Here is a 24048-nt window from a genome sequence, read left to right on the forward strand (position 1 = left end):
GAATATGTCCCTGACTCAATCGAATCAGGAAGAGTAAGCGATCGCAATTACTAAGCACTTCTCAAAGCTACAATGGGGTCAAGTTGAGCCGCACGACGGGCAGGAACAACGCCAAAGAATAAACCAATACCCCCAGAAACACCAACTGCCATAGTAATTGCTACCGGAGAAAGACTCGCTTCTAAAGGAGTCAAAGCTCCCACTAATAGAATGCCACTAACACCAACCGCAGTGCCAACTAAGCCGCCAGCTGCCGAAACTATCACTGCCTCAATGATGAACTGGAGCAAAATATCTTGCTCAGTTGCCCCGATCGCTTTTCTCAATCCGATTTCTTGGGTGCGCTCGGTGACGGAGACGAGCATGATATTCATAATCCCAATGCCGCCGACGAACAATGATATGCCGGCGATCGCTGCTAACATAATTGTCAATGCACCTGTAATTTGACCAACAGTTTGCAAGGCATCCTTTTGAGAGCGAAGAGTAAAGTCATCTTCACCATTAATTTTGTGCCGTAGGCGCAGCAAATTAGTAATTTGAAACTCTGCTGCATCCACACTCTCGGAATCACGAGCGGCTGCAACGAGATAATCTAAAGAAATACCATAGGGAGAATTCTTTCCTACAAGTCGGTTTGCCGAGGTGGTGATTGGTATTAAAGCAGCATTATCATAATCTGCTCCCACGCTGGAACCTTTGGCTGTTAACGTCCCAATCACTTGAAAGCTGGTATTTCCAACTCGCAATTGCTGACCGATCGCATTACTATTACCGAATAGTTTTTCTGCCAAGTCTCCACCTAGCACAACGACTTGATTGTTTCGCTTGATGTCTACCTCAGAGAAAAACCTGCCTTTAGAAGTTTCAAAATCCCGCACCGATAGAAAGCTGGGAGTTGTGCCAATGATATTGACATCGGTGTTTCTGTTGCGGAATATAACTACCTGTCTGGTGTTTAACTCTGGTGAAACTCCCACTACTGTTGGCACTTGAGAAGCGATCGCTTCCGCATCTTGTAACACTAGAGTTTTTGGTACTTCAAAGGAGATCCTCTGAGTTTCTCGATTCCCTGGCAGTACAAATAGCACATTTGGCCCTAATGACTCCAACTGTTTATTAACGTATTTTTGCCCACCTTCGCCAATACCAATCATGGCAATTACTGAGGCATTGCCAATAACTATACCTAACATAGTGAGGGCGCTACGTAGCTTATTTGAAAGCAGGGTTTTCCCCGCCATTTGGACGCTTTCTAAAAAATTCATGTCTTAATAATTACGAATTATTCTGTTTTTCTTTGGCCTTTTCGATTTTGTAGTCTTTGGGTGGATTAACAAAAATGCGATCGCCTTCTTTAACTCCCTCTAAAATTTGAGTTTGGTCTTTGATTTGTGCGCCAACGGTAATTTCGCGGAACTGGGGTTTATTTTTTGCATCTGGTACAAGTACGCCAGTCTTGCCCTTTTCGGTGACAATTGACACCGTTGGTAACACTAAGGCATTATTAACGCGATCGCCTAAAAAAGTCAGATCCACATTTAAGCCAGAACGCAGTTTATCTATGCCAGTATCAAGAGCAACCCGCACCTGAAAGGATGTCACACCTTGTTCCACAACTGCTTCTGGAGCAATCAGGCGCACGTGACCTTTAAAAATGCGATCGGGATAGGCATCAGCGACAATATCCACTTGCTGCCTTTGTTTAATTCTGCCAATATCGGCTTCAGGAACTTGAGCTAATACTTCTAAACCGCGTGCTACAGCGACAATTGAACTGGAAGTTGCCGACGCACTCGCAGAAGCAGAAGTTGTCGGTGTCACAAAGGCTCCTGGTTCGGCATACTTTTGTGTGACAATTCCCGAAAGGGGAGCGCGAATAATTGTATCTTCCAACTGCACTTGCACACCTTTCAATTGAGCTTCAGCGCTGGCAACAGCAGCTTGGCGCTGAACAATTTCCTCAGTTCGAGTGCCATCTTGTAACAGAATAAATGCCGCCCGTGCTTCATTCACAGCAGCTTGACGTTGGTCGATTTCCTCAGTTCGAGTGCCACTTTTAACTAACGACAATCGTTTTTTAATTTCTTCTAAACTGGCTTTAGCACTTTTGTCTTCGCTGATAGCTTGATCGAGTAATTGTTTTTTCTCTGCTCCCTCTTGGTATAAGTATTGGTAACGCTTTACTTGTTCGCTGGTATAGTTTACCTTTGCTTGAGCCGCATCTACTTGAGATTGAGATTGAGCAATCTCTTGAGGACGATTACCAGCCTTAGCAGCCGCTAGCTGCGCTTGAGCTTGTGCTAACCGCGCCTTTCCTTGAGCGATTTCTTGAGGACGGCTACCAGCAAGGGCTTCGGCTAATTGTGCTTGACTTTGGACTAAGTTAGCCCGATACTGACTCCTTTGGGCTTCAACGCTGGCACTATCCATGCGAGCGAGGATTTGCCCTTGTTGAATGCGATCGCCTTGTTCTACGTATAATTGCGATAAAACTCCGGGGTTCTTCGGACTAATATTTACGCTCTGAATCGGCACGACTTTGCCACTAGCTGTAATCAGCAAAGTCACGTTTTGGGCTGTAACTGGCACAGTTAACTGGTCAATATCTTCTTTACTTGTTCCTTGATTCACCAGGGTGTAAGTTGTCACAGTACCCACAACCAAAGCACCGCCTGCTATCACCCCAATTAGCCAGCGTAATGGATACTTGAGTTTGCCAATAACTGGAATTTCTATGTGAGTAGCCATATTATATAGAAGCCTGTAAATACTTTTGTGTAGTAGTACCTTTTAGTTAAAGGGCAAGTGCAGAATACGGAGTTGATACTTTGGGATTAAATTTTTATTACTAAACTAACAACTAGACGCATAATTAGGCTTCATAGTTGCTTAATATTCCTTCATACTAGGCATTAGTATTTGTGTATGTCTTCACCTGAATGGGTGACTTTTGCCACTCACGGGTAAGATAGTTTCGTTTGCTGTCTACCAAAAAACAAAGATCCCCGACTTCTCAAAGAAGTCGGGGATCTTTCATATCGATCGCGAATAATTCAGGATTTAGGAGATGGGGAAAAATATCTACTTGTGTAAAACTACTAAATCAGTGCAAAAATTTTCCGCCACATCTTTCTGTACTTGATTCCTAATCATGGAAACAAATTTGTCAAGATCGAATGGTTTAAGTAAATATTCTTCAAACTCTACATCTGGAATTTGATCGTGAGTACCTGTGGTAGATGTTGAAGTCACAATGATTGGGATATGATTTCCATTGTCTGCTTCCATCGTAGTCAATTTGTTTACTAATGTATAAATACTTTCACCTAAGAACCTGATTTCACAGATGATGATGCTGGGTCTGAACCAACTTAAGATTTCTAAAGCTTCTTTTACTGAACCAGCAGTAATCACATTTGCGCTCAGACCTTGAAGAAAAATGGCGTACAAATCCCTACTATCGCGATCGTTCTCTACAACGAGTACTTGTACACCTTCGAGTATCCTATCTGTCAAGCAAAAGCCATTGATTAAATTCATAACAAGACCTGCGATTAGGACTTTCAGTGCAAAGCAATCTGAAAAATCTGTAGTTTTTAAAGAGGTGAGACAACCAGATAGGTCAAATATAAATTAGCCGGGAACCATTTAATGGTTAAAATTACTAGGTTCTTTTCTTGTACTATGGGCGGGTGTTGTTTGATTTCCTAAATGAGTTGATTAACTACGACACAGTTTAACTGGTTGTAGTCATCCATATAAAATCCTGATAGTGAAAATCCAAATTTTTGAGAGTAGGTTATCAGGTTCGCCTTAGCTCAACTTTATCCAAAATTAAGAATTCATTTTTCTTTATCCGGCAAAACCCCTGGCTTTTTAGCAAATACTGTTTCTCTGTCACAGATTCTCGATGAAGTTGCAAAGGTAAAACTAATATCCTACAAAGGTTTTAGTTTGTGTGTTTGTAGAACCACTCCGCAGGAGTATCACATTGCAAAGTGGATAAAGTCTACCTTAGATATAGTTAATTTCAAAGGCGCTAAATAACCAATCACTTAAATGGTTCTGCTGAGATACTATGAACTTGGCGATGTTTGATTTTGTGAATGAGTTGATTAACTACGATATAAAATGTAATCAAAATCATTTTTGCAATCCAAACCTTTTTTAGGAATTAAGCAAGAGAGCTATTGCCATTCCCTATCTTCAAGTTCCTTTTGAGGTAATAATAAGGTGGCTTCAATTTCCTGCCTGATAGCAGCCGTCACTTCACAATTGCTATGCAAACAATCGAGTAGTAACTGATTGGCATCGTAGTATCGTTGCAGTACTTGCTCTTGTTCGGGGCTAAAGTGCCACTGGTGGTTAATGTTGCGATAATTAATGACCGTCACCTTTAACTGTTCAGCCCAAGCTGAATAGTTTGTCTGCCCCCATAGTTTAAATCGTTCTTGACTTTGACGAGAATTTGGGAATTGGTCAGAGAGTTGTTGCAAGGATTTATAGAGTCCAACATCCAGAACAATGCCCATAATGTTGCTTAGAGAATCTCCACAGGCGTGGATGTGGGCAAAGTCCTGGCTCCCATCAATTGCACACTCCACTAGCAGGTCATCTAATGCCGCATCCAGAAACATTCCCTGGTCGAGGCTGCTAGCTAGAGCAAAGTGAGAAGCTATGTGAGGAGTCCGACTCAAGGCAAGGTAAAATGCTCTAGTTGTCGCCTCTTTTGGTTGGTTTGGAATAGTGCGGGATTTTTGGCTCGCCCAGGTCAAAAACTCTTGTAAATGAGAGTCTTGAGCAACGAGTGCATCAATTTGTTGTTTCATCAACTGTACCAGAGAGTCTGCGCTTCGGAGCATGGTAGCTGTTAACAAGAAAATTTCGTTCCAGTGCGGGTCTGTAATGTGACTAACTAATCCTTCTAGAGCTTGCCCAAACGCCTCTAGGTTATAACTGGCAACGATTTTTCTGGCCGTGAAGTATTCTTGAAACGCCAGATAGGAGAAGGAAAAAATTCCCCGCGCCCGTTCTGCTAGTAGCCCATGTTGAGCCTCGATCGCTTTCAGGGCCGCTTCACTTTCTATTTGCAGTTCTTCAGCATCCATCGGCACCTTAGTCAAATTCTGAATATAGTCACTAATGTATTGCTCAACGGTGCGTTGCTCAAAAAAGTACTGACCTTGCTCAAATGTTGCTGCTGCAATCTGACTCAATAATTTGAGCTTTTGTGGTAATAAAAACCCTCGGTAAACTTGATCCCGTTCAATGCCTCTGGCTTCATCCCATTTGCCCAATAGTAGGTCTAAACCTTGCTTATAAAAGTCAGTTCGCTTAGTCGGAAATTTTTCTTGACCGTGAAATACCCAACAAGCAAGATGCAGAAATAGGGGTGTAACTACAAGTTGGCGAAATTGCCAGTTTTCATCTAAGTCTAACTTCTGAATAAACTTAACCGACTCCGCCTCACCATCTGGAATGTTGGTCTTGGTAAATGTCACAAACCATTTTTGAGCGAAGCTTCGGATTTGTTCTGAGGTAAATGGGGCAATCTCAACATCGGTAAAACCTCGGAGTCTGAGTTTTTGAGATGCTGTTCGACAGGTGGCCACAAATTGATTTTTGTGATATTTATCTGAAAATCTGCGAATTTCGCTTAAGACGGCATTGCTTTGTTGGTTCAGAATTTCATCCATGCCATCAAGCAACACTAACACTCTGCCTGCACTCAGTAAAGTTTCAATTACTGAGGGATCAGAAATTCCCGATGTAAGGAACTCTTGGCTGATGTATTTTAATAGACTGAACTCGTTGGTTACTTTAGATTCTTCAGTAAAATTTCTCAGGGTAATGAAGATTGGCACCTGATTGGCCGCAAATTCACCTTGGTTACATTGAATGGCGAGATGTTGCAAAAAGGTAGTTTTACCTACTCCTGGTTTGCCTAGTACCCTGAGCTTGGAGTATGTTTTAACTGCCTGTGTACCAGGTATTTGTTTTTGGTCAACTTCACCTAAACCGAAACGGTTAAATTCTTTTGGATCGAGGTTTTGCAGTTCAGTAATTTCTAACGACTGAAGACTGGCAATTTCCTCCAAAATATTCACATCAATATATATGTCATCGATCGCAACAGGACGGCTAATATCCAATAACTGCAAAATCCCACACTGGTCTTGAATTTTGTCGAAGCGTTGCGATCGCACTTTTGCGACTAATGTATCAATATCCAGCCCACTGATCTGGCTGTATTCTTCTAGTTCCATGAATTCTGCCGGCGGATTAGTTGCAATCTCCCGCCAATTCAGTGACAACACCGAACAAATTTCCATAAAGGTATTACGCTCAACCGGACGGCCGCTGAAAAACCGCCAAATCGGTTGTCTAGTCTTGAGGTTTACTTCCCCTGCTAGATTGTCTTGAGTCCACCCTTTGAGAGCAAATGCTCTTTTCGCTTCTTGAATCCCGATGAGTGTTGCTTGGAGCGATCGCTTGGCCATAGGACAAAAACCCTGCTCCTCAAATCATGGACTTTAACTTTTATTAATATCTGCAATCTTATAGCTTTCGCTGTGATTCTAGCATTTTATGCGCTTAAAGTTATACAAAATCCCAAAGTCTACTCTCGTCTTTTTATCCTTTTGTGTCGAAATCAAACATTATATATTCATCTTATACATTTCAACCTTTTAGGAAAACATGAATTCAAACATTTGTCTGTAATGCTTAAATACAGTTTGAATGCTTAGTTAGTGGTTACTTGCTATAGGACAACTTTACAATTGCCTTGCGTGAGCATTGCTTTAGTTTTATATATCTTTATATTTATAAAAATATCGGCATAGAAATGACTGATTAATCTCTATTTATTAACTTGTAGTTATTGACTCCATAAGCAATCTAAAAATATGAGTTTCTTATCAATCAACAAAATAGATAACGTTATTGAAATTGCTGAATTAGTTTATGGAAAAATGGAATCTGGGATAACAAATAAACCAGAAATATTCATAGATAAATTATCTAACTACTTAGAGGATTTCAACATTACAGGAAGGTCTTCAGTAAATATATTACACAAATATATTGACGAATTTTCCCAGGAAGAAAAAGCAGAGCTAATAGCTCTGATGTGGCTAGGTCGAGGTATAGCAGATGGACAGTTAGAAGACTTCTTAAATTTGGTTAAACAAGTAGTAGAGCTTATCCCTCAAAATTATGCAACCACTTATATTATCGAAAGACCCCTTTTAGCAAAATATCTGCGGAACGGGCTTCAAAAACTAGATACATGGACTTCTTCTTTCTCATGAAAAATCGTCAGGACATCAGGCTGACACTGCTTGACTAGTGCAATGATGTCTCTGGCTTCTTCTTGATATAAGTCTTTGACATAACTACTTCTAGAAAGTTGTGCTTCTTTTTCACTATCAAAAGGGCCGAAGTAATAAGTACAGCGCGGAACATCTGTGTTAATCTCTACCCACCAAGCAAACTCTGATTGATTAGATTGAAATAAATTCATGAGGGATACCAATAATTAATTGAACTTGATTAAAGACATTTTTGCTAAACTGGCATTTCTTGATAGCAGTGGCTACAACGCCAGTAAGCTACCCCTGAACTCACGTGACGGAGTAAAGTATTTGAACAGCAAAGACAAATATACTTTCCCTTCATAGATTGACTGATTTCTGTAGATATATGATTCTGGCTGAAACCAGTAATCAAATTATTTTGACTCGTAAATAAATGTTTCATTTTCAAAGCCTCAATTGTTAGAAGACTTGTGTGTAAACTTTAGCCTCTTAGGAGAGAGGTTTGATATTTGATGAAAGTTGAGTTCCTTAAAATATATCTAGACAGTAATGAGGTAGAAACTATCTATAGTTACTACCCCAAAGATGTTACTCGCTATCTATATATTTACTGAGGAATCAATAATGATGTGGATGACACGGTTATCATCAGCAGCATGGGGTCTTGAGGCTGTTGATTATAATCTGTATTAATACTATTGAAAGGATCAATTTTAAAACTTGAACCTTCAATCGGCTTTATGGGTATTACCTTACCGGAAACAACGTGATACGTCAGGAGTTCCTGGATTTTATTAATATTGTTGAGCAACGTCTCTACAGTACCAGATGGAAGCTTTGCAAACGCTTGGCTTGTAGATGCAGAGGCGATGAACGAGTCAACGCCTTTGAGAGTATCTATCAGATTGGCAGCCTTGATTGCATCAACTAGGGTGCTAAAAGAATCAGCGTTAACGGCAGTATCAGTAATATTAGCCATTTATTTCACTTGCTTATGTGTAATTTGCTAATTATTTTCAGCATGACATCCTAGTGTTAGAAATCATGTGTTAGTAAGTGGTTGAGTAGCGTATAAATTGTATAATTTGAGCTAATATTTCAGCTAAAAAATTCAATAATTAAAATCCGGCAGAATTTATGAGTTAGGAATCAAAGGAAAAATCTTGTTAGCGACAATCCAAGATTTTTTATCAGGTTTGCAGTGCATTACAGAGTCTGCAACAGACTATACACTATTTTTAATCATTTGCGTCTACCTGTTTATATTCAGTTCGCTCAATTACTTGTAATATAGCGGTTCTCAATTGCATAAAATACAGACCTAACAAGAGCAGCTACAACGGTTGTAGCCTTTTAGGGAAGAGGCTTTGAAGCGAAGGTCAGAGTGTATTACATCCATAGACGCATGGCGGCTACTCTGCGAGTTCTCCAACAGAGTACCCGCAGGGTACAAATTATTTCAGTTTTTCAAAACTACATTGAAGGAATTTAAATATCCAGTAATAGTTTTAGCTAATGTCTTTTGCTGTTTTTTTGTAGTTATCGCCATTACTTGATATAGCCTTCCTTGGGCAATATACATTCTATTTATAGTGATTTTCCCTCCAGAATTGATGTACTCAATTTCTTTACCGGGATGATTATTATAACTACGAATATTTCGCTGACTAATTAAATTGCTTTTCGTAGTCTTTAAAGCCATATCTCTGGCATTATTAAGTACAGCTTGGGGGTCAGTTATTTGACCATAACTATAAGGAAAATCATTGTAAGCAACTATGTATGCTACTTCCTGTTTTGGTGGTTGAGCGGAAAATATTTCTAAGGTAATTTCCCCCATGTAAGTTTTTTGAAGTTGGGTATTTCTGTTGGGGTTTCCCGGCATCAAAATAGTAAAACGTCCATCGGGAGGGGTGTATACCTTCCATCGTGGCTGCACGGTTTTAGAGACTGTTGGTTTGACAACAGCCGCCGGAGGTTTAGGTTGACGCGCTTCCACAAGAATAGAACCACCACAGATAAAGGTGGCGGCGATTAATGGCAACAGATTTTTAACTGTCATAAATTTTACCTTTTGAGATGCCGATCTTACTGATGATGCTAGCTGTTATAACCTAGCAGCACATAAAGCAGCACCTATTAGCCCCACTTCCGGGTTGAGGATAATATACACGGGGATCTCTTCGAGGAGGCGGCGCATCCTGCCTTTTTGGGTGAAGTTTAATAAGAAACCGCTATTTTGGATTAAGGGGAGAATTTTGGGCGCAATCCCACCAGCGATGTATAAGCCACCATAAGGTAGGAGTTTAAGGGCCAGATTGCCAGCTTCTGCACCATAAGCCTCTATAAATAATTGCAAGGTTTGTTCGCAAAGGCGATCGCTACCTTGCAATGCAGCTGTACCAATGGCTGCACCAGCATCGACACTTTTCTCTTCTTGTCCGGCTTCTTGTTCCCAAGTTCTGACGATTTGGGCAATATCTGGTGATTCGGCGGCAAATTTGCGATCGCGCAAAAATTGGTAAATTGCCACAATTCCCATTCCCGAAACCACGCGTTCCACAGAAATGCGCTGGATATCATGCTTACCCAGCAGGTATTTTAACAGTTGAAACTCCATCTCGTTCCGAGGGGCAAAGTCAGCGTGTCCACCTTCTGAAGGAAAAACTTGATAGTCGTTTCCCTGTTTAATTAAAAATCCTTGCCCTAAGCCAGTACCAGCACCAATAATCCCAATGGGGGCTTCGGGTTGAGATTGACCAACTTGTAACGTCAACAAGTCTTTTTCTTGTAAACCTAAAATGCCATAGCCAACGGCGGCGAAGTCGTTAATCAAAGAAATATGCGGAATACCCAACTCTTCTTGTAGGCGTTCGGTATCCAGGAACCAGACTAAATTGGTTAGTTTGGCAGTATTGTTGACAATGGGCCCGGCGATCGCAAAACAAGCTTTATCTGGTATAGGTGTATTAGCGTTGACCAAAAACTGCTGCACTATGGGTACTAAATCGGGAAAATCAGCACTGTGGTAACTTTCCTGATAAATAGTATCTGTTGCTGGTGAATCTGATGTTTCAACCAATCGCAAAATAGTTTTCGTACCGCCGATATCTCCTGCTAGTAACAATGTCATAGAACTTATTCGCGAATTAATTACTTTTTTGTAAGATATACCCAACGTAGCAGAAGCCGCGAACGCAAATCTCTATCAGAGGTTTAAGCAAACCGAATAACTTCTTCTATGTGGGTTAAATGGGAAGTATCTCCCTTGAGTTCTAATAACCATTCTGGATCTTCGCGTACCACTTTTACCAACGAACATAAAGAAGCTTTGACTTCTGTTTTGGCAATTTCCCCCACCAGCCCCATTGCTGCCCCCAATACAGATGCACCATGCGCCACTAGCAGGATATCCTCTGGGAAGAACTCAGTAGCTAAACATCTAGCAGTTTGCCCAGAACGTTCTCGCACTTTTTCGTGAGTTTCAGGATATTTGGCGGCGATGCGTGAGGTATAGCTGGTGTCAATCCTGGGGAATAATTTTGCTAAAGCTGGAGTTGAGAGTCTTTCGGGTTCTTCTGACATCCAAACTGGGTTTAGCCATTCACTCAAGCCTGTTTCGAGTTGGATCGGCAATTTGAGCATTTCTGCAACTGCGTTTGCCGTTTGTACGGTTCGCAGAAAAGGAGAAGCGAAAATATGGCCAATATTTTCCCTTTTCAATCGTCTAGCTAAATGTTGTGCCTGCACCATACCATCATCAGACAAGGGTGGATCGTAGCGTCGTTCGGCAGTGAGAAACCAATCAGGGTTTACGAAATCGAGGCGGTTAGCGTGTCTTGCTATCCAGACTATTTGACTCATGGGTTTAATTATGCCGATGAATAGAATTCGCCGCTAAACAGATAATAGATATCTGCAAGCAGGGCTGCAAATATTAATATATGACAAAAATCGTAATAATATTTAATAATAGTAATGATTAGGAAAAGTTATTAGTGGCATCAGTAGCTTTTCTTAAAGCCTTTTTAGCCAAGTCTCTAAAGCAATATCGACTAAAAGCTCTAAAGAGTTAGTTTCACTCAGAATAAGTTTTTCATAATTTTGATAGCAGATGTGCGATCGCTCATCTCGTAACGCACCCTCCCCACATCTTTTTATTGTTTCTATAAATGCAGGATATTGATACATACTACGACCTCTATTTTTATTACAAATAAAGGCTCTAGGATAATTAATTATTAGATAAAAAATAGTCCAGTCTTTATCAGCAGCAATATGCATTCTCAGAGTATTTTGCTTTAAATATGGTTCTGGCTCAGGTAATCTTAGAAATAGGTTAGGTCTACCTTGAGAGCCATAAAAAGATTTACCAAAATGAAACTCGGCACAGAGCTTATTTTTCCCTTTACCATATTCAATAGAATTAGGTTTAACAATTTCTTGAATGCGTTTGTCAAAGCCAAGAATTTTTTTACGAATTCTGAGTACAGCCTCTCGCTCATTTTCACTAGAATTGTCACATTTAACTAGGCGGTTAATAATTGCTCTAGGAGGAGCAGGTATATCTTCATTAACATCTCTTTCCTGATGAGGAATTGTTACTTTTGACAATTTGCTGGTATCTAAGTCTTTTAGTTCTAAATATAAGTTTTGATCTGCTACCAATATTTTAAAATCGAGAAATTGAATAGACAGATGGCTATACTTCCTATCTGTGAAATTATCTCGATGAAAATTAGGTTTAATTGCTATCAAGTTAATAGATTGTCCATAGTCTACCTTTTCTTGAAAGGGTTTATTTTCTAGTAAAGCTTCATAATATCGAGTTAGTTGCTGAACAATATATCTATCTTCACCGTTTTTAAGTTCCAGCACTACTAACTGTTTCTGCTCACCCAATGCTAAAATATCGCAAATTTGACCATTAACATAATATTGCCGCTTTAGCGGAATTAACCCGAAAATTTCTTTTAAATTTGCCCAGACGAAATCTTCTAAATCAGCTTCAGTTGCAAATTTCCAACTATCACCCGTTTTTATTAAATTCACGAAATCCATTATCTCGCTCTAACTTGAGTAAATTACTATCTTTAGTATTCCCAAAGCTAGATATAAATCTATACAATAATTATTCATATATAACAATCAATCATCTATAGCTTAAAAGCTCAGATACCCGACTTCTTTAATAAATCGGGGATCTTGTTGTTCACGATTTTATCCTAAATAAGCTTTTTTAACTCGCTCATCACTAATCAATTCTGATGCTGCACCTGATAAAGTGATAGAACCAGCTTCCAAAACATAACCGCGATCGGCAATTTGTAGCGCCAGATTAGCATTTTGTTCAACTAACAAAATAGTCACGCCTGTAGCCCGGAGATTTTCAATAATCGAGAAGATTTCCCGAACGATCGCAGGGGCTAAACCTAAGCTAGGTTCGTCTAAAAGTAAGAGTTGTGGTTTACTCATGATAGCCCTTGCGATCGCTAACATTTGTTGTTCGCCACCACTGAGAGTTCCTGCTAGTTGATTGCGTCTTTGTGACAAGCGGGGAAATAGCTCAAATTGGCGCTGAATATCTGCTTTGATCTCGGCTTGATTGGAGCGAATATAAGCACCCAAAAGTAAATTATCAAATACTGTTTGTCGCGCTAATACTCTACGTCCCTCTGGACAATGGGCAATACCAAGTTGTACAACTTCGTGAGTTTGGCGGCGAGTAATATTATGTCCATTATATAAAATCACACCACTCTTAGGATTAACTACTTTAGATATGGCGCGGAGTGTAGTAGTTTTACCAGCACCATTAGCACCAATTAGAGTAACTACTTCACCTTTTTGAATAATTAAATTAATCTTTTTTAGAGCTTGGATGCCGCCATAATTAACATCAAGTTCTTGAACTTCTAAAATTGTATAGTTTGGTCTACTATCGGCATTCATTGGCGGTTTACATCCAGAAATATTGATTTAAAATCTAAGATACATCAATCATACATTTCTTAAAACAGTGCGTAGACATTGCATCAACTTCAAACCAACGCCATAATACCGTAATCTTTATGATGTACTATTAATTACTGATAAAGATATCAAGCGTCCTGTGGTAAAAGCAGCAGATATTGGTAGCAAACGACTAATTAATTTAGCTCCTGATGCATGGTTACAGTGGGTAACACAGCTTCCTGAAGTTGTGGCCAAAGAAATTCTCGGCTCTGAGTTTCATTGGATTAGCCGCGAAACAGATGTGTTAGTGAAGGCATACAGTGCCACTCACGGCGATTTTCTTGTACTCAATGAACTACAACTGCGTTATACGGCACAGATGCCTCTACGGATGAGAGCATACACCGCCTTAGCACAAGAACGCTATCGATTGCCAACTTACCCAGTACTCATCAATATTTTACCGCCCACATCCACCTTAACTATTGTCAATAGTTACGAGCAGGAATTTTTGGGATTACGTGCCATCCAAGATTATCGCGTAATTAATTTGTGGGAAATCGATGCTGAAATCGCGTTTGAGCAACCACTCCCATCTTTGTTACCCTTTGTGCCAATCCTGCGAGGAGGGGGAGAATTATCAGTTGTGCAACGCGCATTACAAGCGCTACGAGCAGATGCACAGTTGAACGAATTAGAATCGTTGCTGGCATTTTTTGCTAGCTTTGTGTTAGACACGCCTTTAGTGCAACAAATGATGAGGTGGGATATGGCAGCATTCCGAGAATCGTCTTGGTATCACGAGATTGAGCAAAGAGGTATTCAAGAGGGGGCGCGACGGCAGTTAATCCGAGTATTAGAACAACGCTTTGGCGAAATTTCTCATGAGGTGGAAGTAAGGCTTGAGGGTAAAAGTGTTGAACAATTAGAAAATTTAATGGATAGCGCGTTAGCGGAGTTTACCGTTGGCGTAGCCTCTCGTAGAGAAGGTATCGCTGTAAATTCTTTAGACGAATTCATGCAAATTTTGTCTACATAAATTCCATAGAAGATTTCAAGTTACCATAAATCTCACTTACTTAGTGCATCTTTACCTTAATGACGAAGCCTGCTGATGTCAGTACCAAAAAATTAATCAGTCTCGCACCCAATAACTGGGCAAGATGGGTGACTCAGATTCCTGATATTGTTGCTGGAGAAATTCTAAATAGTGAATTTCAGTGGATTAGCCGGGAAAGTGATGTTTTAATCCGTGTCAGTAGTCCCCAACATGGAGAATTTTTGCTTCTCAACGAATTGCAATTACGTTATAAATCCCAAATGCCGCGTCGGATGCGTGCTTATGCTGCACTTGCAGAAGAAAAATATAACTTACCAACATATCCCGTTCTGATCAATATTCTTAAAACTGGTAACAACGAAATACCCACAAGCTTTACATCAAATATTGCAGGATTACGGGCGATACAAGATTATCGGGTAATTAACCTGTGGGAAATTGATGTTAATATTGCTTTTCAACAACCCTTACCATCCTTACTACCATTTGTACCCATTCTCAAAGGTGGTGAAAATGAATCTATTATTAGAGAAGCATTGCAAATTCTCCGTGCTGATGAACAACTAAACCAACTGGAAACAGTTCTAGCTTTTTTTGCTACGTTTGTTTTAGAGAATACACTCGTTCAAGAAATCATGAGGTGGGATATGACCGTATTACGTGAGTCACCTTGGTATCAAGAAATTCTCCGCGAAGGAGAAACACGCGGGGAAGCACGCGGGGAAGAACGCGGCAAAGCACGCGGAGAACTGCAAGGAATACTTTCTGCGATTGAAATTAATTTAGAGTTGAAATTTAGCGATCGCGGCTTACAATTGATGCCAGAAATTAACCAGATTCAGGATTTGGAGCGTTTGAAGACAATTTTACGAAATATTGTCACTGCAAATACTATTGAGGAATTGCAACAGATTTTGTAATTCTCAAGTTAGTTATCATTCATTACCCAAATAAGCTTCAATCACAGCCGGATCGTTTCTGACTACAGATGGTTCACCCAATGCAATCAATTGCCCAAAATCTAATACCGCAATGCGATCGCACAAACCCATAACCAAGGGTACATGGTGTTCAATGAGGATAATCGTCAAATTAAACTGTTCTCGCAGACTACGGATAAATTGACTCAATTGCTGCTTTTCGTTGGGGTTCATCCCCGCCGCCGGCTCATCGAGAAGTAAGATTTGCGGTTGTAATGCTAAAGCACGGGCAATTTCTAGCCGACGCTGATCGCCGTAAGCAAAGTTTTTGGCTTTTTCGTCAGCGCGATCGCTTAATCCCACCAAATCTAATAAATCTAAAGCTTTCTGCTTAGTCTTCAATTCTTCACTAGGCGCTGGTGGTAATCCCAAAACTCCCGCCATCATATTACTTTTAGTGTGTAAATGTCGGGCAATTATCACATTTTCTAACGCCGACAATTCCCCAAACAAGCGGATATTTTGAAAAGTACGGGCGATACCTAAAGCAGCAATTTGATGGGGACGCAACCGAGAAACTTCTGCACCTTGATAAATTAATTTACCGCTAGAAGGTGGAATGAAAGCAGTAATCAAATTAAACAGTGTTGTTTTGCCAGCACCATTAGGGCCAATCAGTCCAAAAATCTCATGTTTATTTACACTAAAAGATACATTATTTACAGCCACTAAACCACCAAAGCGGCGAGTTAAAGCTTTTACTTCTAAGACAATACTGCTGTTAGTTACTGGAGTCCCGGATGATATCATGTCCGCCAAATTACCCATAATAAAAGAACCCCACCCCCAACCCCTCCCCGCAAGCGGGGAGGGGAGCTAAAGCGCAGCTTTGGCGGGGTGGGGTTCCGGGTATTATGTTTAATTGCTCGGACATCATGTAAAATTTCTGCATATTATTATATAGTTCACTTTTGGTTTTTGCGTCTTTGAAAAATATCTGGAGTAATTAGCCCTTGAGGGAAAAAGATTGTACCTATTACTATTAGTAAGCCAAAAATAATTAATCTTCCATCTCGCAAAAATTGTGCTAGCCAACTAGGTAAACCACCTGTATCAGCTAGGCTTCGCAGAATCTCTGGTAAGGCTGTAAATACCATACCTCCAACTACTGGCCCTAAAAAAGTTCTCGAACCACCAATTAAAACAAAAGTTAAATATATAATACTGGCATCAAAAGTACCTTGACGAGCATTCCAGGTATTGAGGAAGTGGGCGCTAATTGCACCTACAACCCCTGCAAGTATAGCTCCTAATGTAAACGCCAAAACTTTATAATAAGTGGGATCGATTCCCATTGCACCCGCAGCTAATTCATCTTCGCGGATAGCGATAAAAGCCCTACCGACGCGGATACGTTCTAAACGATAAAGTAGCACCATACTAATTAATAGTAAAGGCAGAACAATCCATAAATATTCAAGTTGTGTTTGGAAAGGTTGAGGAATACCAAAAATTCCGACAGCACCGCCTGTAATATCTAGATTGAGGGAAATGACGCGCAGAACCTCCACAAAAGCGATAGTTGCGATCGCTAAATAAATTCCTCTCAATCTCAATGCTGGAATTCCCACCATTACACCCAATAATCCAGAAATTACACCAGCAATTAACATCTCCAATAACAACAAAGGAATGGGAAATAAACTACTGCTAAATGTAAAAACTTTTGTGGATAAAATTGCAGCAATATATCCACCTAAAGCATAAAATCCTGGACTAGCTAAAGACAATTGCCCTGTCATTAACGGTAAGTAAAGTGATAATCCTAATAACGCCCCCAATACCATAGAGACAATTAAAGAAGCGTAAGTAGCGAAGAAATCAGTCATTATAATACATTTTGATTAAACTTAATCAAACTATCGCTTTGATAAACTCTTAAGCTGTTAATATTTGTTCTGCTGTCAGCGCCAGTTCAGGAAAAGTTCGTGATACGATTCGTTCTGAACCTCTAAAATGTGTGCGTTGATATTTTCCCTCAGCATCTAATAGAAAAACAAATACAGCCGGAACTTTGGGATTTCCTAAATACTCTCTTAATCCAATTGCTAAATAATCTACAATCCAATATTCTGTAATACCTAAGCGTTGATATTCATCTAATTTATCAATGTAGTCATCTTCCCAATTAGTTGATGTCACCTCTATAGCTAGCTGAATGGGTTCTTCAAGTGCAGCATAAGCAGAACGATTTGAGCGCCATTTATCTTTATCTATGACACTTACATCAGGCTTGCGCCCTTGCTCTATGCCATTGGCAGTTATAGTTCTAAAAACTGCTGTGTTTTTTACTACGTAATTAAGATTTAGTCGCCTAATTTCATCATTAAAACTAAATAATATAAAGTCAGCGACATCATCATGATTTCTGGTTGCACGCACTTCTACAATTTCTCCATCTACAAGTTCATATAAACCTGACTCTGGACATTGTTCTAAAAATTGGTCAAAAGTTAACTTTTGTTTGGTGTATGTTTTCATAGCGCTACGTTTATTTAAACTTTCTGAATAAACCGCCGTCCTAGCAAACCTTGGGGTCTAACTAATAGCATGATAAACAAAATTGCAAAGGCTACTGCGTCTTTATATCCAGAATAATCAGCAGGGACAAACGCCTCTACTAATCCAATTAACAAACCTCCTACCACCGCACCAGGGATACTACCTAAACCACCTAAAACAATTACCGCTAAACCCCGCAAACCAAAAGCAATGCCGAAATATGGCCCTGCAATACTAACACTAGAGGCGACTAAGGTTCCTGCTAATCCTGCTAAAAAACTGCTGATGAAGAATGTTAGGATGATAAAGCGATCGCTATTAATTCCTAATAAACTAGCTGTAGTTGGATCTTCTGCGATCGCTTGCATTGCTTTACCATACTTAGTTTGATTGATGAAATAGGTAAGAATGGCTACGATCGCTACTGATACAGTAAAAATTACCACCTGAACGCTACGAATCGGAATTGGGTTTTCTAGACTTCCAAAGTTAATCGCAGGTGGCAAATCACCGTAAGTATTTGCGGGGTATGTGTAACTTTCTGCGCCTACTAAATACTGAATTAAATTCACAATTACTACTGCTACCCCCAAGCTGGAAACAACAGTTAGCAAAGGATCTGAGCCTTGACGGCGCAAAGGTTGAAAAGCAACGCGTTCCATCACTATCCCTACCAATCCCGCCAAGGTGCTTCCTAAAATCAAGGATATAACAAATGGTAATTTTATCGGCAAGGCTGCATTAGCCAGTAAGCCGTTAAATCCAAAACTACCACCCATAAGTGCATAAGTGAAATATGCACCCAAAGTAAAAATCGCGCCATGAGCTAAATTAATGATGCCCAAAATAGAATAAACCAAGGTATATCCCAAGGCGAAAATTGCATAGATGCTGCCAATAGATAACCCATTTAATAATTGCTGCAAAAAGATATTGATATTCATGTAGCAACTATTTTAGAAAGGTGAATTTACCTTGACTACCGTCTTTTTCCATTTTGATTTGAGCAACATAGAAATCTTTTTGCACAACTTCACCTATAGGAGTAAAACCAATTTCACCCAATGGTGTATTGTACGATCCTTCAAGTATTTGTTTGTTTAACTGCGTCCGTAATTCTGGTAGCTGTAGTGTGTTGATTTTACTCTTTTTATCTAAAGATTGGAGGGCTTCAACATAAACCTGCACTGCTGCAAAAGCTTGGGCGCTAAATTGGGGTGGTTCTTTTTTATATTCTTCAATATAGGCTTTCCGAAATGCCGCGTTAATTTCACCTGGATGTTCTGGACTGTAGGCTTGAGCAATCAATACGCCATCACAAAGTGCTTTACAAACTGGCAATAAATTCGATGTATTTAAACCATTTCCACCGACAATTAAGCCTTTATAACCCAATTCCCGCAATTGCCTAACTAAATTACCACCATCAGCAGCCAAGCCAGAAATAATTACCAAATCTGGTTTGAGATTAATTGCATTGGTAGCTTGGCTTTGAAAATCTGTATCACTGGTTTGGAATTTTTGGACTGTTACCAATTCTAGCCCTTGATCCCTAACTGATTGCTGAAAAATTTCCGTTTCTGATTTGCTAAAGGCATCATTTTGGGCGTAGAAAACCGCGACTTTTTTCAGTTGAGGATTTTGCTTAAGTGCCGCTTTCACCGAATTAGGCGCGACAACGGAAACTGGTGCAGAAACACGAGCAACGTAATCACCAATTTCGGGAATATTTTTAGCCGTATTTGATGGCCCAATAATTGGTACTTTTGCCCGTTCGCCAATTGGATCGGCACTAAAGGCTTGCTGTGATAAAGTTGGCCCGACAATTCCAATAACTTTATCTTTATTAATTAGAGTTTGAAAAGCGTTAATTGCTCCTGCTTCATCACCACTAGTATCTTGAAAAACTAATTTTATTGGTGTGCCATTAACACCACCTTTACTATTGAAATACTTCTGGGCAAGTTTGGCCCCAGCGACTTGCTCTTGACCTAGTAATGCTACATTGCTAGTTTGGGCAACAGCAATACCGATGGGAATAGCACCTGATAATATACCCGTTGTCGCTGGAGTATTGGTTGCAGTGTTAGTTGGAGAATTTGTCACTGTGGTAGTGCCACCACCACAACCTGTTAGTAGCAAAGCGCAAGTTGATAATAATGCTGTTGTCCGAGCGATCGCGTTGTTCATCGTTGGATAATCATCTAGTTATGAGATATTCGGCAAGAGTTAATAGTAAAGTTCATAATCTGCAAACCAAATGATGCAGATTTACACTTTTGCACGAATTCTATTAAATCATTCTTATTTCACCATGCAAAGAGAAATATTCAAAGTGCTTCTAAATACAAATTATTATAATTAGTAATGATTTTATCATTCCTCGGTTATATTTAAGAATCCCTTCAGTTGAGTACTAAGTAAGCACTTTTAAACCCCTTTTTCGCTACCAGGTAATCCTTTAGGCTCGTAGTGACGGCAACCGTTACATGGGCCGTCGGGATTAACAGCACAACGCATGTAGCCAGAACGGGCATTAAATTTGCAGCTAATATCACCAATCAGATAACCCACCCCTTCTAAATAATAGCGATCGCCTTCAACCGGTCTAAGGTTTTGCCGTCCCTGCACCGCTTGAAAATTCATGGCTGCTTGCCTCATCCGCAAGCGCGATCGCGCATGGGTTTTGCGGATCGCCCACAGGGAAATCAGGGACGGTAAAAAACCAACGGCAATTACTAAAAGTGTCTTTAACACCTTCTTTTTACCTCTTCTGTGCGCTGATTGATTGTCCCTGATGTTGCACTCTGGTTTACGGAAGTGCAAAGATTAGGGCAGTTTTGCCTAATTGCAACCATATTTGTTGGCAATTAGTAATGGCAGTGTAATATCTAGCAATTTTAACGAAGAAGTTCCTTCTGCCACTTCAATCAGCATAACTGTTACAACCCCAGGCGTGAACTGCCGTTGAATGTTGGTAATTTTAAGATTTGTTGACTAATGCCTTTCTGCACAAACGTCTTGTGTCATTCTCCACCCCACTTTTGTTTTTTCTGTGTCGCTGCGATGCTAATCTTTTTTTGTTTTGCTGACGAAGTTGTTGTGCTAGCAGTGCGGCTTCCCTTTCGGCTCGGAATAAATCAACTTTTCGCGTCGTCAAAATAAATGATTCGTCAGGCTTTCGTTTTACCCAAGGAACGCTAACTGCGAAATACTGACAAATTTGTTTACCTAGCTCCTTCTTCAAGAGTGGGTAACGTTTTTGACTATTGAGTGTGTTAGCGATCGCTTTCAACTCCAATATCGCTGCTTCTAACTCTCCCGCCATCCGATTAATCCGCTCGACTTGTGTTATCAAACGCTCCCGTTCACTGACGATTTTCTCTTGTTGGGGTTGCAGTGGCACAATTGCAGTAGTTACAGGTGTAGGCTGCAACATCGAGACTTTCAGCAAAATGGGCTTTTTGTCCGTGTCTGAGATTTTTTTCATACTACCTCAAGTAAGGCTAGCTGACTTCTAAGGCATTTTAGCAGCAAAATAGTATATTTGTACTATATAAATTTTGTATGCCAGATTTAATCTGATAAATTCTGCTTATGACTTACGCAAAACTACACGCTCTCCGGGGGAATTTTTTGAAAAAATGAGATTAAGAATATACGAAATCGCTGATACCGCAGAAATTATGAAATTGTTCTACGACACTATTCATGAAGTGAATATTCATGATTACACACAAGAACAAGTAGATGCTTGGGCACCAGTAAATATGAATATTGATGTTTGGATTAAAGGTTTAGGAAGTAAGTTTACTTATGTAGCAGAGGAAAATGGTAAGATTATTGGTTTTGGTGAATTAGAAGCTAGTGGACATATCGATCGTTTTTACTGCCATAAAGATTTTCAAAGAAAAGGGGTTGGTAAAAAAATCTTAGAACAGCTTGAATTAAAAGCAAAAGATTTAGGAGTTGAAAAGTTATTTACAGAAGCGAGTATTACAGCTAAACCTTTTTTTGAAAGGCAGAATTTTATTATTGTGAAGCAGCAAGAAGTAGAACGTAGAGGGCAAAAGCTGATAAATTTTATTATGGAAAAATCAATTTAGTCATTGTAATAATACGCAACACAAATTAAAAGCAAAAACTATTAACTAATCTTATTATGAATCCGCAATTAAATTCTGAAGGTAGTCACGCGCTTCCGACAAGGTGAAATACAAAAAAATACCGTCTTTATCAAGTATTTCGTATTCATTCAGAACGATATAATTGGCATCTTCCCCCCATCCTAAACCGGAAATTAATCCTAAACGGAATAAAAGTCCCCCTTTTTAAGGGGGATTTAGGGGGATCTAAAAGTATTTGATACATCACCAAGGACTTTTCAAACATCCTCTTAGGCTAAAGCTGTAACACACCCTACTTAATATTTACTTTATACATAGTCTCTGGTTAATTTTAATTTGCAGTTTTTCGCGTAATTTTTGTGCTTGCCGATAAACATCTGTACGCCCTTTGTTTAAATTGGGCAATTCTGCTGATTCCAAAGGCTGAATAGAATAACTCAAGCGAGTTCTCATTGCCCAAATTCCCATTGACGGAAACAGAATTAAGACAAATATGAAAGGTGAGAAAGGCAAAAATGGTAATTTGACTAGTCGTTGCAATTTCTGGAAATTAACAGCCCAAGGATGTAAAAATTCACTCCCGATGCAAACTACTGGCAAAACGGGAATATGATAGCGATCGCTTAATTTGACAAAACTCACATCAAACTTTTCTAGTTGATAGCGTCTTTTCCAACCTTTCAGAGGGCCGCGAATACCTTCAGGCGCATATAAGATAATTTTATCTTTGGCCATAGCTGCCTCAAAATCATCTAACTCGGCTCGCACACCGCCCAAAACCTGCGACCATTTAGGTGGTAGCCACCAAATCACCCAAGAATGATCGAATAATGCTGGACTTGCTACGGGTTGTACTACCCATCCTCTAGCTTCGCTTAATAAATAACCCAAAGTCAAAAAATCCCAAGGAAAACACATCCCTGCATGATTCATTGCCACAATCAACGGCCCTGTTTGCGGCAAGTTTTCGACTTGTTTTAATTCTCCCCGAAAATAGTATTTGACGATGGCCCTGAGAACTTCTTGGCGAAAAGCTTGTTGATATTTGGGATCAAATTCACCAATTTCTTTTCGGGGTGAACGAAAACCAAGACGCAACCAACGAATTAGCATCGCCAGATAAAATCCGCCCGGAATTAAAAATAATCCATATTCCAGCCAATTCCAACCATCGGGATCGATGTAATAATGCTGCCAATGACGGTTGAATAAAATTAGCCAGCCTGGAGGATACCAGAGGCAAAACCAATCAAACCAGCTAAATATATAGCCTTCACCTGGTGTATTTTCCAGTTGAGTGTCGAGGAGGTTTTCGGAGTGTTTATTAATCAAAACGGTTAAAGAACGGCCAAATATTTGATTAAAACCGCATTATAGCTTTATAGTTTTGCCATTGAAATCTTACCATAGAAGTAAAATTAACTACAGATTTTGAAACCAATTTCAGATTTGGTTGTTAATTCAAATAGGGTTGCTATAGAGAGTATTTATAGTGGAAAACTCAGTTTGGTATGAAGCATGGTAGTTTAACACACTACCTATAAATTTGTAGTAATGCGTGATGCTTGAAAATAATTAAACTGTTAGAGATAATACTATTCTGTCATCACATAGCCAAGAAAATTTAATATTTATTTTATAGTTAGCTTATTTTGTCGCACCACTTAAAATAGCGAACAGTTATCAGAACCATCACATACGAGTTAAATCAGTGAACAGCAACGAATAAAGACTAATAAATAACATTGGATTTAGCCAAAAGATGAAATTGATAACAACTAATGACTGTTCAAATTCTTCCTCAAGTTGGAGACAAATGGCGAGACACTTGTCTTAATCTTCCTAGTATGGAACTAGGAAAGCTACTAAAAATTTCAGATTTAATCCGTGAACTTCGGCAGCAACTGGATCTATCTCAGGAAAAGTTTGCAGCCAAGTTGGGAGTTTCTCTGCGAACAGTCAATCGCTGGGAGAACGGATCTACAGTGCCTTCACAGATGGCACTAAAGCTGATTGAAGAAATGTCACAAAAGATGGGCGAACCAGGCAAAAGACTAGTGAACGAGTATCTCCCAAAAGCGGAGCAACGGGAGGACTCTTAA

Annotated in this window: 23 protein-coding genes and 1 pseudogene; 5 read left to right on the forward strand and 19 right to left on the reverse strand. The window is 39.7% G+C overall.

From position 1 onward, the window contains the following. Positions 1-50: 50 nt before the first annotated feature. The 4 genes from V7K55_RS12840 to V7K55_RS12855 form a co-directional block, all read right to left on the reverse strand. Positions 51-1268: an ABC transporter permease gene (locus V7K55_RS12840; protein WP_334831781.1), complete on the reverse strand. Its 1218-nt coding sequence runs from the start codon at positions 1266-1268 to the stop codon at positions 51-53. Between the two features lie 10 nt (positions 1269-1278). Then, entirely contained in the window at positions 1279-2751 is a 1473-nt protein-coding gene (locus V7K55_RS12845; protein ID WP_334831783.1) for an efflux RND transporter periplasmic adaptor subunit, read from the reverse strand. Positions 2752-3084: 333 nt separating this feature from the next. Next, the gene (locus tag V7K55_RS12850; RefSeq protein WP_334831785.1) at positions 3085-3543 is read right to left on the reverse strand and encodes a response regulator; all 459 of its coding nucleotides are present in this window, start codon (positions 3541-3543) and stop codon (positions 3085-3087) included. A 647-nt stretch (positions 3544-4190) separates the two neighbouring features. Further along, the gene (locus V7K55_RS12855; protein ID WP_334831787.1) at positions 4191-6503 is read right to left on the reverse strand and encodes an NACHT domain-containing protein; all 2313 of its coding nucleotides are present in this window, start codon (positions 6501-6503) and stop codon (positions 4191-4193) included. A 408-nt stretch (positions 6504-6911) separates the two neighbouring features. On the opposite strand from V7K55_RS12855, the gene V7K55_RS12860 reads away from it, so the two are divergent. Continuing rightward, positions 6912-7316, forward strand: a complete 405-nt coding sequence (locus tag V7K55_RS12860; protein ID WP_334831789.1) for a DUF3775 domain-containing protein — start codon at positions 6912-6914, stop codon at positions 7314-7316. On the opposite strand, the gene V7K55_RS12865 is transcribed toward V7K55_RS12860, so the two are convergent. From V7K55_RS12865 to V7K55_RS12895, 7 genes and pseudogenes are all read right to left on the reverse strand, one after another. Next, a complete protein-coding gene (locus V7K55_RS12865; protein ID WP_334831791.1) occupies positions 7280-7528 on the reverse strand; it encodes a DUF1816 domain-containing protein in 249 nt (82 codons plus the stop codon). The genes V7K55_RS12860 and V7K55_RS12865 overlap by 37 nt on opposite strands. Positions 7529-7921: 393 nt before the next feature. Then, positions 7922-8301: pseudogene (locus V7K55_RS12870) on the reverse strand (fasciclin domain-containing protein). Between the two features lie 480 nt (positions 8302-8781). Beyond that, entirely contained in the window at positions 8782-9384 is a 603-nt protein-coding gene (locus V7K55_RS12875; RefSeq protein WP_334831795.1) for a hypothetical protein, read from the reverse strand. A 45-nt stretch (positions 9385-9429) separates the two neighbouring features. Next, on the reverse strand, positions 9430-10455 hold the full coding sequence (locus V7K55_RS12880) for a glucokinase (protein WP_334831797.1): 1026 nt from the start codon (positions 10453-10455) through the stop codon (positions 9430-9432). Positions 10456-10538: 83 nt separating this feature from the next. Then, complete coding sequence (locus V7K55_RS12885; RefSeq protein ID WP_334831799.1) at positions 10539-11186, reverse strand: histidine phosphatase family protein; 648 nt, start codon at positions 11184-11186, stop codon at positions 10539-10541. Between the two features lie 153 nt (positions 11187-11339). Continuing rightward, positions 11340-12374 carry an endonuclease NucS domain-containing protein gene (locus V7K55_RS12890; RefSeq protein WP_334831801.1) on the reverse strand — a complete coding sequence of 345 codons (1035 nt, stop codon included), beginning with the start codon at positions 12372-12374 and terminating at the stop codon, positions 11340-11342. Between the two features lie 168 nt (positions 12375-12542). Continuing rightward, positions 12543-13274, reverse strand: coding sequence for an ABC transporter ATP-binding protein (locus V7K55_RS12895; protein ID WP_334831803.1), 732 nt, complete (start codon positions 13272-13274; stop codon positions 12543-12545). A 160-nt stretch (positions 13275-13434) separates the two neighbouring features. On the opposite strand from V7K55_RS12895, the gene V7K55_RS12900 reads away from it, so the two are divergent. Both V7K55_RS12900 and V7K55_RS12905 read left to right on the forward strand, forming a co-directional pair. Beyond that, the gene (locus V7K55_RS12900; RefSeq protein WP_334831805.1) at positions 13435-14316 is read left to right on the forward strand and encodes an Rpn family recombination-promoting nuclease/putative transposase; all 882 of its coding nucleotides are present in this window, start codon (positions 13435-13437) and stop codon (positions 14314-14316) included. Positions 14317-14375: 59 nt separating this feature from the next. Then, entirely contained in the window at positions 14376-15257 is an 882-nt protein-coding gene (locus V7K55_RS12905) for an Rpn family recombination-promoting nuclease/putative transposase (RefSeq protein ID WP_334831807.1), read from the forward strand. A 15-nt stretch (positions 15258-15272) separates the two neighbouring features. Here V7K55_RS12905 and V7K55_RS12910 read toward each other — a convergent pair whose 3' ends face one another. The 7 genes from V7K55_RS12910 to V7K55_RS12940 form a co-directional block, all read right to left on the reverse strand. Next, a complete protein-coding gene (locus V7K55_RS12910; protein ID WP_334831809.1) occupies positions 15273-16085 on the reverse strand; it encodes an ABC transporter ATP-binding protein in 813 nt (270 codons plus the stop codon). Between the two features lie 137 nt (positions 16086-16222). Next, positions 16223-17146 carry a branched-chain amino acid ABC transporter permease gene (locus V7K55_RS12915; protein ID WP_334831811.1) on the reverse strand — a complete coding sequence of 308 codons (924 nt, stop codon included), beginning with the start codon at positions 17144-17146 and terminating at the stop codon, positions 16223-16225. A 49-nt stretch (positions 17147-17195) separates the two neighbouring features. Further along, complete coding sequence (locus V7K55_RS12920) at positions 17196-17798, reverse strand: Uma2 family endonuclease (protein ID WP_334831813.1); 603 nt, start codon at positions 17796-17798, stop codon at positions 17196-17198. A 14-nt stretch (positions 17799-17812) separates the two neighbouring features. Then, positions 17813-18763, reverse strand: a complete 951-nt coding sequence (locus V7K55_RS12925) for a branched-chain amino acid ABC transporter permease (protein ID WP_334831815.1) — start codon at positions 18761-18763, stop codon at positions 17813-17815. A gap of 7 nt (positions 18764-18770) precedes the next feature. Then, the gene (locus V7K55_RS12930) at positions 18771-20009 is read right to left on the reverse strand and encodes an ABC transporter substrate-binding protein (protein WP_334831817.1); all 1239 of its coding nucleotides are present in this window, start codon (positions 20007-20009) and stop codon (positions 18771-18773) included. A gap of 240 nt (positions 20010-20249) precedes the next feature. Further along, on the reverse strand, positions 20250-20576 hold the full coding sequence (locus V7K55_RS12935; RefSeq protein WP_094342362.1) for a DUF6464 family protein: 327 nt from the start codon (positions 20574-20576) through the stop codon (positions 20250-20252). Between the two features lie 226 nt (positions 20577-20802). Next, positions 20803-21309 (reverse strand): hypothetical protein, encoded by a 507-nt coding sequence (locus V7K55_RS12940; RefSeq protein WP_334831819.1) that lies wholly within the window; start codon positions 21307-21309, stop codon positions 20803-20805. Between the two features lie 154 nt (positions 21310-21463). On the opposite strand from V7K55_RS12940, the gene V7K55_RS12945 reads away from it, so the two are divergent. After that, positions 21464-21925 carry a GNAT family N-acetyltransferase gene (locus tag V7K55_RS12945; RefSeq protein WP_334831910.1) on the forward strand — a complete coding sequence of 154 codons (462 nt, stop codon included), beginning with the start codon at positions 21464-21466 and terminating at the stop codon, positions 21923-21925. Between the two features lie 324 nt (positions 21926-22249). On the opposite strand, the gene V7K55_RS12950 is transcribed toward V7K55_RS12945, so the two are convergent. After that, positions 22250-23278, reverse strand: a complete 1029-nt coding sequence (locus V7K55_RS12950) for a 1-acyl-sn-glycerol-3-phosphate acyltransferase (protein WP_334831821.1) — start codon at positions 23276-23278, stop codon at positions 22250-22252. A gap of 449 nt (positions 23279-23727) precedes the next feature. Between V7K55_RS12950 and V7K55_RS12955 the strand changes: the two genes are divergently transcribed. After that, the gene (locus V7K55_RS12955; RefSeq protein WP_334831823.1) at positions 23728-24048 is read left to right on the forward strand and encodes a helix-turn-helix domain-containing protein; all 321 of its coding nucleotides are present in this window, start codon (positions 23728-23730) and stop codon (positions 24046-24048) included.

It is taken from the genome of Nostoc sp. (assembly GCF_036919895.1).
GTDB lineage: Bacteria > Cyanobacteriota > Cyanobacteriia > Cyanobacteriales > Nostocaceae > Nostoc.